We start from the raw sequence: 12,811 nt of genomic DNA on the forward strand, positions 1-12,811 counted from the left end.
GGTATAGAGCAACCTTTGCTTCGCCTGCTCAATGCGCGCCCATAACACGCGATTGCGCGGGTCGGTGAGATTCGGAATCAGGTTATTGAGGCGGCAAGCGAGACAGTACGGGTTGGGATCATCCTCCGACACCATCCAGTTGCAGACTTTTTCCTCCCGGTAATTCCGGCACTGGAGCCATGACCGGCCGGAGGCGGCGGGAGCCAGGGCGCGCCAGCGGGTGTCATCGTGCGGCTCGATGGCGCACAACAGCAGCTGTTGTGGAAGAAAACCCAGGGCGCGTCCACAGACGAGGCACTTCGTACTCTCGAAGTAAACCGTGTTGCCGCAGACACAATGAAAGTTGCGCATGAAATCCGTCGGTCCTGATGTCTCCCGCCAATTTAAGCGCGCGGACAGCCAGCGGCAAGTACTATTTTTCCGCCGGCATTCATGAATTTGGAATTCCTGTCGATGTCTGTTTCAAGCAGACCAAGCCAGTATCCCCAGTCCGACGGTGATCACCGCAATGGCGACGACACGCTGGCCAGCGTGCTCGCGCTCCTTGAAGGCAAAGATGGAAAGCAGACCGGCAATGACAATCCCCGCGTTGGTAAAGGCGACGGCGTATGCAGCGGAGAGATATTGCATCGCGAAGATCACCAGTCCGTAGGCATTGCCGATGAACAGCCCGGCGGGCAACCAGCGGACTATCGGCGGCATCGTCGCGGGACGCCAGCGTCCGAAGCGCACGCGCTGCTCAATGCTGAGCGCGACGAACGAGACAAACAGATCGGTGCTCACGAGCCCGAGCTGCGCGCCATAAGTCGGCAGACTCGTCACCGCCAGCTTGTTGCTCAGCGAATACACGCTGGTGGCAAACGCCGCGATCACGGCCCAAAGCAGCGCGCGGCGGCTGTCGCCATGTTTCGCGCTCGCCGCCATCAGCAATAAACCGCCGACGGAAACGAGTATCCCCAGCCATCCCGTTGCAACGATCACCTCGCCAAAGAACAGGCTGCTCCAGACGGCGATCAGCAAGGGCGAACTGCGCGCGATGGGATAAACCAGCGCCACCGGCGCGCGCCGATAGGCGGCACCCAGCACGAGAAAGTAAACGCTGTTGGCCAGCGCCGAGATGACCAACAGGCCGGCGAGGGAGTACGACCAATGAGCCTCTGTCGCGAGCGCGTACAGCGACCACGGGCCGAGGATGACGAGATAACCAACGAGCGCCCACCACAGAAACCGGCTGTCGGGATGACTGGCGCGCGCCAGCAGGTTCCAGGCGACATGCATCAACACCGCCGCCGTGAGCGCCAGCGCCGCGGCGATCATATCAGCAGCGTAGCGTGCGCTATAAGCACGGCTCTAAGAACTAACTTTATTTGTTATCACAGCAGGTACCGCTGCATATCCAGCGCGCCGTGAAACACACCAAGGATATCTACGTCTCCGTCTGCCCTGACGAGATAAGCGATACGATAATGCCCGTAAAGCAAAATACGAATATCATCATTCTGATGCTTGTCATATCGGTATCCGATCTCTGGGAATTGAGTCAGTAATTGGGCCTTCGCGTATATACCGGTAATTACCTGAACTGCTGCACCTGGGTTATCAACAGCGATGAAATCATAAATGTTCTTCATCCACCGTTCCGCCTCCGAGGTCCAGCTTATTTTTGCCATGTCTTGATTCTATGCTGCATTTCCTCGTTGCTGATTTTGCGATTCTCCTTGGAGTCTTTTAAACCACGCTCAACCATTCTGGCGAAAGCCAGCTCGCGCAGGATTTCATCATAAGAACTATCATCCGGCTGCTGCTGGATGATCCTCGTCATCTGTTCCTTGGCTGAGGACATGGGTTACCTCTTCATTAATCTCTAAAAATCAGTATATGCCGCGACGATATTTGCTGCCAACCAGCTTGAAGAAACCATTTTTTCGTAGCAGGCAAACGAGTGAGCGCAACGAACCCGGCCCGCGGGCCGGGTTCCCGTGGCGATCGCGTCTAAACCACGCTGCCGAAACTCTTGTCGGTGGCTCCCGCCGGCGCCTTGAGCCCGGCGATAAGGCAGCCCTGCGCCACCGGACCGGCCGGAAAGAGCTGATAGAGGTACTTCATGCCGCCTTTCCCGTGAAACTTCTCATCCAGCGCATCGTGCAACTCGCGCATGTTGATGTTGATCTCCTCGTGCTTGACGTAGTACTGCTGCAACGCGCGCACCGCTTCCCAGTGGTCCTCACCGAGCATGAGCCCTTCCCGCTGCGCGGTCTTGACGGCTAGCTCGCGCGTCCAGTCCGCTGGCGCGTGAGGGAACCTGGCATCCTTGGTCGTTACACTTTCGTCTTCCTTGATCGCATCTAATAGACTGGTCATGGCTCGACCTCCTTTCGTCATCCTGAAGTTGATTTCATGCATGCACTATTCTCCACGCGTTTTGACGAACATCAACCATGGCCTTATGAACGGCTAAACCCCCACATTCCAGCGAGGATTCTTGTAAGCGTTGGCCAGGGCCAGAAGTAGTGTGTGGGCTGAAGTGTCTAGGTTGGGGTGAGCCCTGCGAACCCCAACAAAATCATCGTTCGCCGTATTCGTTGCTGGCCTCGTGCCGATCCCCATCCGCCCAATCCGGACCCACAATTCCTTGGGCAATAAACCGATGGATACTTGAATGGGGCCAATCCACCGGTCTTGTCACATAACCGTGCTTCACCGGGTTATAGTGAATGTAATCCACGTGGCGCTCATAATCTTTTTCATCACGTATCAAATGCTCCCAGAAGCGCCGCTGCCAGATGCCGCGCTCGCCCTTTCCCGCCCGGCTTCTGTTGCGCCGTTCGCCCGCCAGCAACCTGCGCGAGAATCCGATTTTGATCAACATCCAGCGAGTGGAAAAGTCCTTATCGTTTTTCGGCAATGTCCAGATGGCGTGAAGATGGTCCAGGAGCACCACCATCGCATCAATGCGGAACGGATACCGGGATTGCACCTCGCGGATTACCGCTCGCAGGACATCGGCATGATCCACCAACAAACTCCGGCTCCGCTCGGCAAGATTGACGGTGAAGAAATAGCTTGCTCCGGGAACCCCTGCGCGGCGATAACGCATGAGAACGATAACTCAACGAAGTTTTGTTTGTGTTTGTTGGGGTTCACTGCGCTCACCCCAACCTACAAGCTATGAGAACAACGTCCAACTCATTAACGTTTCCAGCTTCCTACCAGCGGGTGAACAGATGCGCAGTTTCTGGAAGACCAGTCTTTGATAATGCCGTTTTGCGTTATCAGAGTAAGTTCGTATGGAGTTCCCCAATGTGCACGCTATGCGACCGTCGGGTAGTGAAACTGATCTTATTGGAATGCCGGCACGATCAATAAATTCATTTACAGGGGCGCCTTTCCATGAGTTACCTATATCACCAAGTGTAGCGACGCAACCTGCTAATACAGAACAGGCGATGAACGCGACAGAAAGACGCTTAACCATGACGTCTTCCAGCGATAATAGCCGACATAATCCAAGCGAGCCATCCGAGCAAGTACAAACCGACCCAAAAAGTATAGAAATTCAAAAACAGGCCAGTTACCGCGATTGTTTTGTAGCTATAGTAGATTTGGGCGAGCACCGGAAACAAGAAAGCAAGGAAAGCAGACCAGAAACCGAATCCTTCATAGTCAACGAGGACAGTGTAAAGATGTAACGCAAGTCCAGCGAAACCGAGGAACCACCCAAGGAGCACGACTAGCACCATCATTCGACACCTCCTTGTAAACGTAGGTTGGGGTGAGCGCAGTGAACTCCAACACAATCCCCCCCATGTTGCCCTTATACTTTCGTCATCAAACCCTCGATCTCAGATTTGTTGGGGTTCATTTCATTCACCCCAACCTACATGAAAGCTATTTACCCAGCAACTTTAGAAATTCCTTTTCGTCCAACATCGTGACGCCCAATTCCCGGGCCTTGTCGGCTTTCGAACCTGGCTCCTCACCCACGATAACGTAATCCGTTTTCTTCGAGACACTGCCGGCGATCTTGGCGCCTAATTCTTGCAGCCTGCGCTTGGCTTCATCGCGGGTCATGGTGGAAAGCCCGCCGGTGAGAACGAAGGTCTTGCCTACAAGCGCCGAGGATTTTTTGACGCGCGCGGGCTTGAACCAGTGGATACCGGCCTTGAGCAGGTCGCGGATCACGCCGCGGTTGTGCTTTTCATGGAAGAAACTGGAAATGTCCTCGGCCATGGCCGGGCCAATGCCGTGTATCTGTTCCAGCGTTTCCCGGTCAGCGTCCATGATGTCATCCATCGAACCGAACTGATCCGCGAGCAGTTGCGCGGTGGCTTCGCCCACTTGCGGGATGCCAAGTGCGTGGAGAAAACGCGCGAGCGTGGTGTTCTTGCTCTTTTCGATCTGTTCGAGAAGATTCTGTGCCGATTTCTCGGCCATGCGCTCGAGATCGGCAAGCGCGTCTTTCTTGAGGCGGTAGATATCGGCCACGGTTTTCACCATGTCCTTGTCCACCAATTGCTGCACCAGCTTGTCGCCGAGACCCTCGATGTCCATCGCGTGGCGCGAGGCGAAATGCAGGATCGCGCCCATGCGCTGGGCGGAGCACACGAGCCCGCCCATACAGCGGTGCGCCGCTTCCTCCTCTTCACGAATGACTTGCGAGCCGCATACCGGACACTTGTCCGGTGTGTGCCACTTGCGTGCACCGCGCGGGCGTTTTTCCTTAATCACGCCTACGACCTCGGGAATGACGTCGCCAGCGCGCCTTACGATAACAGTGTCGCCGATGCGCACGTCCTTGCGCTCAACCTCGTCCTGATTGTGCAGCGTCGCGTGTGTCACGGTCACGCCGCTGACCTGAACCGGCCTGAGCACCGCGACCGGCGTGATCACGCCGGTGCGGCCGACCGACGCCATGATGTCCTCGACGACCGTGGCCTCTTCCTGCGCTGGCAGCTTGTGCGCGATCGCCCAGCGCGGCGCACGCGCCGTGAAGCCCAGCTGATCGCGCGCTCGCAGGTCGTCTACCTTGTACACCACGCCGTCGATCTCGAACGGCAGCTTATCGCGTTTGGTGAGAATTTCCTGATAATACTGGAGGCACTCATCCGGACCATGCACCACGCGGAAAAATTCGGTGACACGAAAGCCCCAGTCTTTCAAATGTTTCGACACTTCTGAATAATGCCGGGCAACCGGCTCGGAAACCTCGCCCAATCCCCAGGGGAAATAACTCAGCGGACGCGACGCAGTGACGCGCGGATCGAGCTGACGCAGCGAACCTGCAGCGGCGTTGCGCGGGTTAGCGAAAACCTTGCTGCCCTGCTTCAGTTGTTCGGCGTTGAGGCGCTCGAAATCCTTTTTTGGGATCACGACTTCGCCGCGTACTTCGACGACCTTCGGCCAACCTTTGCCTTGCAGGTGCAGCGGCACGGTCTTGATGGTGCGCACGTTCGCCGTCACGTCCTCGCCGGTGCTGCCGTCACCGCGCGTGCCGGCCTTCATCAGCACGCCGTGCTCGTAACGCAGGCTCACCGAGGTACCGTCAAACTTGGGCTCTGCGGTGTATGCAACATCGCCCTCGATCTCCAGGCTCTTGCGCACGCGCTGATCCCACTCGCGCGTCTCGTTGTCGTCGAAGGCGTTATCCATCGAGGTCATCGGGATTTTGTGGCGCACCTCGCCGAACTCGGACAGCGGCGCCGCGCCGACGCGCTGCGTCGGCGAATCGTGCGTGATCAGTTCGGGATGGTCGGATTCGATCTGCTGCAGCTCGCGCAACAGCTTGTCGTATTGCGGGTCGGCAACGACAGGATCGTCGAGGACGTAGTAGCGGTAGTTGTGGTAATTGATCTCTTGGCGAAGCTCTTCCGCGCGTTCGCGGAGCTTGTCCGCACCGCTCATAAGGTAGCGGCTTCGTTGAACAGCTTCAGCGCCGTCTCGCTTCCCGGGGGAATGCCGAAGGCGCGCATTTTTTCCTCGATGTCCTCGATCTGGTGGTGGATCACCGCGATGCCCTTGTCGGTGAGTGGGCGGCGGTTCTGGTCCTGGAGTTTTCCGCCCAGCGTATCGGCGATTTCCCGGGTGGTCGCCACCATCTTATCGAACAGCGCACCCGGGTGGTACGCGCACGGCACGCTCATGAACAGCGTGAGTCCCAGTGTTTCGAAACTGTCCCAGGCCGCGGGATCGAATCCGCTCGACTCGTCGAGATTCGCGAGGCTGAAAAGAAACCGGCTGCCGGGAGCGACGGTATTCTTCATGTGAAAAATATTCATCGCGCCGAGCTCCATGCCCGCGTGGCGCGCCGCCATTTCAATGGCGCGACCCGGAAACGCGGTGTCGGTGTTCGGCACGATGTGAATGCCGGCGATCACGTCATAGGTGTCGCAAAACTCTTGCAGCTCCCGGGCGCGCGCCAGCCCCTGCTCGAAGGTGAGCGGCAGTTTCGTGGGTCGATGCAGTGTATCCGCCAGTTGCAGGCCGATTTCGGTAAACGTCGTGAGTTCCGATTCATCGACCGGCCCCTTGGGATCGACCAGCTGGATGGAGAGCGTGAGGTCGCTATACTGCGTTCTGGACGGATCGAGTTGCAAGTCCGACCAGTGTTCGGTGCGGTAGTGCTGGCCGTAAAGATGCCGCGCCTTGTTCAGTTTGTATTCGTGCTGTTTGAAGATGCCGAGCGCCGCGTCGCGCGCCACCGGCTGCTCACCCGGGAGATGAATGACGAAGTCGATTTTCTCGTCTGAAAGATACTGCCGTCCGGGCTCGGCCTCGCCGAGCCGGGGTGGTCGCAGCCCGGCCTTAAGGTCGAGCGGCATGGTCGCCACTTCCTCGAGCTGCCGGATTTCCTTGCGCAGGATTTCCTGCCGCGGCACTTCCCGCGGAGCCATCTCGACGTCGGAGCGCAGCACCTTTTCGCTGCCGTGCTCGCGTGTGGCGCTCAGCACGCTGGGGCGCAGGGATGTTTCGTCTTCGGAAAACTTTTTGTCGGACTCGTCCGGCCGCGAACGCGGCTGGCGCAGACGCGCCATGTCGTAGGTGGTCAGGGCAACAATGGCGACGACGACGATTCCGATGAAAAGCAGGGCATACTGCAGGTCCATTACTGCGCGACCATCTCCATGGCCTGATCCACGTCGACCGCCACCAGGCGCGAGACGCCCGGCTCGGACATGGTGACCCCGATCAGGACGTCCGCCATTTCCATACTGATCTTGTTGTGCGTGATGTAAACCAGCTGGGTCTTCTGCGACAGCGTCTTCAGCGTCTCGCAGTAGCGGATCACGTTGGCGTCGTCGAGCGGCGCGTCCACCTCGTCGAGCAGGCAGAACGGCGCCGGATTGAGCTGGAAGATGGCAAACACCAGCGAGACCGCGGTCAACGCCTTCTCACCGCCGGAGAGCAGGTGAATCGTGCTGTTGCGCTTACCCGGCGGACGCGCCATGACGCCGACGCCGGTTTCGAGCAGGTCGTTGTCCGTCAACTCGAGGTGCGCGCTGCCGCCGCCGAAAAGCTGCGGGAAGAAGCTCTGGAAATATTCGTTGACCTGATCGAAGGTTTCCTTGAAGCGCGTGCGCGTTTCGCGGTCGATCTTGCGGATCGCCTCTTCCAGCGTGGACAGCGCCTGGGACAAATCCTCGTACTGCTTGTCGAGATAGTTCTTGCGCGTGCTCGCTTCCTCGAACTCCTCGATCGCCACCAGGTTGATCGGTCCGAGGCGCTCAATGCGCGCCGTAACCTGCTCCAGACGCGCGGCCCATTCCGTTTCGGTCGCTTCGGGCGGCAGTTCTTGGCGCAGCGGCTCGATCTCGAAGCCGGCTTCGCGCAACTGATCGGCGAAGGTGTCGCGCCGCACCACCATCTCCTGTCGCACGATGCGCTCGCCCTCGTGCTTCTCGCGCACCTCGGAAACCTGCCGTTCTTCGTGGGTCCGCGCCTGTTCCTGCTCGCGCAGGTGCGTCTCGAGATCGGTCACGCCCTGGCGCGCGGCGTTGAGACGCTCTTCGATGACCAGGCGTTTTTGCAGAAATTCATCCAGTTGCTGGCGGTAAGCGGGCGTGGGGTCCTGTGCGTCCGACAGCACCAGCGTCAGTTGCTCGCGCCGTGAGATGAGCTGCTGCAACTGGCTTTCGAGTCGCGCATGGCTGCCACTCGTTCCGTCGAACGAGGTCTGCAGGGTTTCGTGCTCGATCTCCAGGCGATGCAGACGATCGCGCGCCTCGGTCTCCTGCGTGCGCGTCTGTTCCACCGCGTCCTGCAACGCCTGGCGCTTCTGCTGCAATTGCCCGCGCCGCTGTTCGTGTTCGCCGCCGGTGGCTTCGGCCTGGTGCAACAGATCACCCGCCGCCGTGACTTCGGCCTGATCGCGGTTGAGCTGTTCGGTGATTTCATGTTGCTCGTGCCCGATCTGCGCGCGGCGGGATTCGAGCTGCGACAGCCGCGCCTGCTTGTGACCCAGCTGCTCGCGCAGGCGGGCGCGTTCGCGATTATTTTCATTCAGGTCACGGCTGTGTTCATCGCGCTCGTCTTCGAGATTCTGCAGCTGCGTGTCCATCGCGGCGAGTTCGGCTTGGAGATTGCCTAGCTTGTCCTGCAACCTGGACAGTTCGGATTGCAGGGTTTCGATTTCACGCTCGCGCAGCAGCCAGCCGGCGCGCGCGCCTTTCTCCTGCCCCAAGCTCAGCCAGTTGCGGCCGACCCAGGCGCCATCGTGGGTGACGATGGACTCGCGCGTGGAGAGCGCGGCACGCATTACCAGCGCCTGTTCCAGCGTCTCGGTAACAAAGATTCCTTCGAGGAGCGGCGCCAGATCGATTTCACTTTTCACCTTGTCGAGCAAGGCCGCGCGCGTGGACGGTTGATGCCCTTGCGACGCGCCAAGTTCGATGAAGGTAACCTGCGATTGAGGGGAACCGGTGGCCGCCGTCACCTGGTCCATGCTCGGCACACACACGGCGCCGAGGTTGACGCCAAGCACCCGCTCGACCGCCTTTTCCCAGCCGGCATCGACCTTCAGTATTCCGGCCAGGCGCGGGGACTTGTCGAGACCCTGACCGTGCAGCCATTCACCCAGGGACGCATCGCTCTCACCTTGCGCTGCCGCTTGCAACTCGCGCAATGAAGCCAGGCGTGCCTCGCTGTTCTGTTTCTGCCCGCGCACCTCGGCCAGTTCATCGTCGAGTTCATCGCGCCGGTCGCGCGTCTCGCGCAGACGTGTCTCGATGTCGGCGATCGAGCGTTCTTTCGACTCGCATGCCTCATCCAGCTCGGCCACCTGTGTTTGCAGCGCGCCGACGGGTTCTTTATCCAGTTCCGCGGCGATGCTGGACGCCTCCTGTTCGAGGCGTGCCTGGCGCTGCCGCAGTTGCTCGAGATGCTGTTCCAGCTGCAGGATGCGGGCGTTCTGGACATCGCGCACCTTGGCCGGTTCGGCCGCCATCGCGCTGAACGACTCCCATTCGGTTTGCCAGTCCTGCATGTTGCGCTCGGACTGGCTGCGATTTTCGACCGCCGCGTCGCGTGCGCGGACATGCTCTCCGAGTTGCGGCGCCAACTCGTCGAGCCGGCGCTTCATTTCATCCATGCGCGTCACGTCAGCTTGCAGATGGCTGCTCGCCTCTCCCCACGCGCGGTTGATCTGTTCCTGTTCGCGCAACTGGTTCTCGCGCGTCTCGCGCGCGTGCTGGATGGCCTGCTCGAGGCGCGAGACCTCGGCGCCCACGGTATAGAACTCCGCCTGCACGGCGTTGAAGCTGTCCATCGCCTCGGTCTGCTGGGAGCGGATTTTTTCGATCTCGGCTTCGATTCCGTGCTGCCGCGCCAGCGCCAGGTCGAGCGCGTTCTGCAGCGCCGCGAGCTCGCGATCGTGCGCATGCAGCTTCTGGTCGAGCTCGAGCCAGCGCAACGCCAGCAGCTGCGCCTTCACCAGGCGTTCTTCCTGTTTCAGATCCTTGTAGCGCGCGGCGGCCTTGGACTGCTTTTGCAGTTTCGACAGCTGTGTCTCGAGTTCCTTGCGGATGTCTTCCACACGCGTGAGATTCTCGCGTGTGTGCTTGATGCGGTTTTCGGTCTCGCGCCGGCGTTCCTTGTATTTCGAAATGCCCGCGGCTTCCTCGATGAAGCCGCGCAGATCCTCGGGCTTGGCCTCGATGATGCGCGTCACCATGCCTTGCTCGATGATCGAGTAGGCGCGCGGCCCCAAGCCGGTGCCGAGGAAAATGTCGGTGATGTCCTTGCGCCGGCACTTGGTGCGGTTGAGGTAGTAATCGGATTGACCGTCGCGCCCGGCCTCGCGACGGATGGCGATCTCGGCGTAACTGGCGTACTGGCCGCCGGCCGTCCCGTCGCTGTTGTCGAAGACGAGTTCGACGGAGGCCGCGGCCACCGGCTTGCGCGAATTGGAGCCGTTGAAAATGACGTCGGCCATGGAATCGCCGCGCAGGTTCTTGGCGGACATCTCGCCCATGACCCAGCGCACCGCGTCGATGATGTTGGATTTGCCGCAACCGTTCGGGCCGATAATGCCGATCAGGTCGCCGGAAATGGGGATGGTGATGGGTTCGACAAACGACTTGAAGCCGGAAAGCTTGATGGTTTTAAGCCGCATTTCGTGTGGTGACCGTTCCTGTCCGTCGTTGGAAAGTAGGCTACAATTTTACCGATATTCCAAACACTTGCCAGCCAAAGACATGCCGACCCAGCCCAGCAAAAATCTGGATACCTTTCCCAATCCGCATCCGGGGCGGGATTATATCATCGAGATCGAATCTCCGGAGTTCACTTGTCTGTGCCCGAAGACCGGCCAGCCGGACTTCGCCACCCTGAACCTCGAATACGTCCCGGACCGGCTGTGCGTGGAGCTCAAGTCGCTCAAGCTCTATATCTGGTCCTACCGCCATGAAGGGCATTTCCACGAGGACGTGACCAACCGGATCCTGAGCGATCTCGTGGCCGTCACGCAGCCGCGGTACATGCGCTTGCGGGCCAAGTTCAACGTCCGCGGCGGCCTGTACACGACCGTCGAGGTTGTGCACCGCCAGAGCGACTGGAATAGACCGCCACCGCCTCCTGCCGATATTCCACGCGAGGTCCAGACGCTGCCGGGGAAGGAACCCCTGGCCGGGACAGCGGCGAAAACGCCCGCCGCCCCCGTCGCGCCTGTGTCGAAAACTCGAAGCCCGGTCCCTTTGATTGTTCCCGACGTACCAGCCGCGACGGCGCCGAAACCCCGCAACCCGGTGCCTTTGACTCTACCCGACGCCCCCGTCACGCCCGCGTCGAAACCCCGCAGTCCGGTGCCATTAACGGAACCCGACGCCCCGGCCGCGACGGAACGATCGGCGAGCAACCGCTTCCGCATGTTGCGACGTAACCGCCGGTCGGATCCGCCGCCAATCGTGGAGCCGCCGCCGATCGAAGAGACCATCATCGAGCCGCCTCCCCCGGAACCGGTGGTGCGTAAGGACGGGCTCTATATCGGCATTGATCTCGGCACCACCGGCTGTCGCGCCATCGCGGTGGACGATAGCGGCACGGTCAAGGCTGAAATGAGCGCGCCGATTGCCACCCCGGCGCGCAACAACGAGCAGGTGACGCAGGACCCGACCGTGTGGTGGAAAGCCGTGTGCGGCTGTCTGGAGAATCTGCTGAAACAGATCGACCCGGCACGGGTGCGAGCGCTCGCCGTGGACGGCACTTCCGGCACCCTGCTGCTGACCGACGACAAAGGCAACCCGGTCACGCCGGCCATCATGTACAACGATCAACGCTCGGTGGAGCAGGCGAATAAAATCGCCACGTTGGCCAGCGCCAATTCCGGCGCCCAGGGAGCCGGCAGCAGTCTCTCAAAACTTTTATGGTTGCACGAGCGCAAGCTCGACAAACGCGCCAAACATGCGCTGCATCAATCCGATTGGATCAGCGGCAGGCTGACCGGCCGCTTTGGCCACAGTGACTACAATAACTGCCTCAAGCTCGGGTTCGATGCCGAAAAAATGGACTGGCCCAAATGGCTCAACAAGCTGGGGCTGAATGTCGAGATGCTGCCGGAAGTGCACGTGCCGGGCGAGATGCTGGGAACCATCAGCGCCGACATCGCCAAAAAATTCGGGTTACCCGCCGACACCCAGGTCCTGGCCGGAACCACCGACGGCGTGGCGGCATTCCTCGCTGCCGGCGCCACCGAACCTGGACATGCGGTGACGGTGCTCGGCACGACGCTGGTGCTGAAGCTGCTGTCGGAAAAACCGGTATTCTCGCGGGAGCACGGCATCTACAGTCACCGCCTCGGCAAGTACTGGCTCGCGGGTGGCGCCTCGAACAGCGGCGGCGCCGTGTTGTTGCAGTACTTCAAGGTCGCACAAATGCAGGAAATGACGCCGCTGCTCGACCCGGAAAACTTCACCGAGCTGGATTACTATCCATTGCCGGATATCGGCGAGCGTTTCCCGATCAACAACCCGGAAATGATGCCGCGGCTCGAACCGCTGCCCGGCAACAGCATCACCTTCTTTCAGGGAATGCTCGAGGGCATCGCGCGCATCGAGGCGCAGGGTTACGAACTGCTGAAAAAGCTGGGTGCACCGGCGATCACGACGGTTTATACCGCTGGCGGCGGCGCCAAAAATCCGGCTTGGGAACGCATCCGCGAACGTATTCTGCAGGTCGAAATGGAAAAGGCTCGCTCCGGACACGCCGCCTACGGCTCCGCCCTGCTGGCCGCCGGGATCGTGACCAAAATATACCAATAAACGTCCGCCTTCAGTCCTTGCCACGCGGCATAAAAAAACCGCCCTTTCGGGCGGTTTTTTAC

General features: G+C 60.0%; 11 protein-coding genes. 1 reads left to right on the forward strand and 10 read right to left on the reverse strand.

Annotated elements, in window-relative coordinates; genetic code table 11:
- From WB402_RS13690 to smc, 10 genes are all read right to left on the reverse strand, one after another.
- Nucleotides 1-351, reverse strand: a 351-nt coding sequence (locus tag WB402_RS13690) for a zinc-ribbon domain-containing protein (RefSeq protein ID WP_424208783.1), incomplete at its 3' end; no start/stop codon positions are given.
- A gap of 111 nt (nt 352-462) precedes the next feature.
- Entirely contained in the window at nt 463-1,317 is an 855-nt protein-coding gene (locus WB402_RS13695) for an EamA family transporter (RefSeq protein ID WP_424208785.1), read from the reverse strand.
- 56 nt (nt 1,318-1,373) lie between these two features.
- Nucleotides 1,374-1,631 carry a type II toxin-antitoxin system RelE/ParE family toxin gene (locus WB402_RS13700; RefSeq protein WP_424208787.1) on the reverse strand — a complete coding sequence of 86 codons (258 nt, stop codon included), beginning with the start codon at nt 1,629-1,631 and terminating at the stop codon, nt 1,374-1,376.
- A gap of 26 nt (nt 1,632-1,657) precedes the next feature.
- A complete protein-coding gene (locus WB402_RS13705) occupies nt 1,658-1,843 on the reverse strand; it encodes a hypothetical protein (RefSeq protein ID WP_424208789.1) in 186 nt (61 codons plus the stop codon).
- Between the two features lie 149 nt (nt 1,844-1,992).
- Nucleotides 1,993-2,361 (reverse strand): TusE/DsrC/DsvC family sulfur relay protein, encoded by a 369-nt coding sequence (locus WB402_RS13710; RefSeq protein WP_424208791.1) that lies wholly within the window; start codon nt 2,359-2,361, stop codon nt 1,993-1,995.
- A gap of 202 nt (nt 2,362-2,563) precedes the next feature.
- Nucleotides 2,564-3,097, reverse strand: coding sequence for an REP-associated tyrosine transposase (locus WB402_RS13715; protein WP_424208793.1), 534 nt, complete (start codon nt 3,095-3,097; stop codon nt 2,564-2,566).
- 370 nt (nt 3,098-3,467) lie between these two features.
- Nucleotides 3,468-3,743: a hypothetical protein gene (locus WB402_RS13720; RefSeq protein ID WP_424208795.1), complete on the reverse strand. Its 276-nt coding sequence runs from the start codon at nt 3,741-3,743 to the stop codon at nt 3,468-3,470.
- A 145-nt stretch (nt 3,744-3,888) separates the two neighbouring features.
- Nucleotides 3,889-5,901: an NAD-dependent DNA ligase LigA gene (ligA, locus tag WB402_RS13725; protein ID WP_424208797.1), complete on the reverse strand. Its 2,013-nt coding sequence runs from the start codon at nt 5,899-5,901 to the stop codon at nt 3,889-3,891.
- Entirely contained in the window at nt 5,898-7,103 is a 1,206-nt protein-coding gene (locus WB402_RS13730) for a cell division protein ZipA C-terminal FtsZ-binding domain-containing protein (protein ID WP_424208799.1), read from the reverse strand. The genes ligA and WB402_RS13730 overlap by 4 nt, the downstream gene beginning before the upstream one ends.
- On the reverse strand, nt 7,103-10,606 hold the full coding sequence (gene smc, locus WB402_RS13735) for a chromosome segregation protein SMC (protein ID WP_424208800.1): 3,504 nt from the start codon (nt 10,604-10,606) through the stop codon (nt 7,103-7,105). Before smc ends, WB402_RS13730 begins: the two co-directional genes overlap by 1 nt.
- Nucleotides 10,607-10,688: 82 nt before the next feature.
- Between smc and queF the strand changes: the two genes are divergently transcribed.
- Entirely contained in the window at nt 10,689-12,749 is a 2,061-nt protein-coding gene (queF, locus tag WB402_RS13740) for a preQ(1) synthase (protein WP_424208802.1), read from the forward strand.
- The last annotated feature ends 62 nt before the right edge of the window (nt 12,750-12,811 follow it).

This window comes from Sulfuricaulis sp., from assembly GCF_049587675.1.
Lineage (GTDB): Bacteria > Pseudomonadota > Gammaproteobacteria > Acidiferrobacterales > Sulfurifustaceae > Sulfuricaulis.

Coding starts and splice junctions, on each gene's coding strand:
- WB402_RS13695 (WP_424208785.1), bottom strand. CDS start 1,317: ATGATCGCCGCGGCGCTGGCGCTCACGGCGGCGGTGTTGATGCATGTC.
- WB402_RS13700 (WP_424208787.1), bottom strand. CDS start 1,631: ATGAAGAACATTTATGATTTCATCGCTGTTGATAACCCAGGTGCAGCA.
- WB402_RS13705 (WP_424208789.1), bottom strand. CDS start 1,843: ATGTCCTCAGCCAAGGAACAGATGACGAGGATCATCCAGCAGCAGCCG.
- WB402_RS13710 (WP_424208791.1), bottom strand. CDS start 2,361: ATGACCAGTCTATTAGATGCGATCAAGGAAGACGAAAGTGTAACGACC.
- WB402_RS13715 (WP_424208793.1), bottom strand. CDS start 3,097: ATGCGTTATCGCCGCGCAGGGGTTCCCGGAGCAAGCTATTTCTTCACC.
- WB402_RS13720 (WP_424208795.1), bottom strand. CDS start 3,743: ATGATGGTGCTAGTCGTGCTCCTTGGGTGGTTCCTCGGTTTCGCTGGA.
- ligA (WP_424208797.1), bottom strand. CDS start 5,901: ATGAGCGGTGCGGACAAGCTCCGCGAACGCGCGGAAGAGCTTCGCCAA.
- WB402_RS13730 (WP_424208799.1), bottom strand. CDS start 7,103: ATGGACCTGCAGTATGCCCTGCTTTTCATCGGAATCGTCGTCGTCGCC.
- smc (WP_424208800.1), bottom strand. CDS start 10,606: ATGCGGCTTAAAACCATCAAGCTTTCCGGCTTCAAGTCGTTTGTCGAA.
- queF (WP_424208802.1), top strand. CDS start 10,689: ATGCCGACCCAGCCCAGCAAAAATCTGGATACCTTTCCCAATCCGCAT.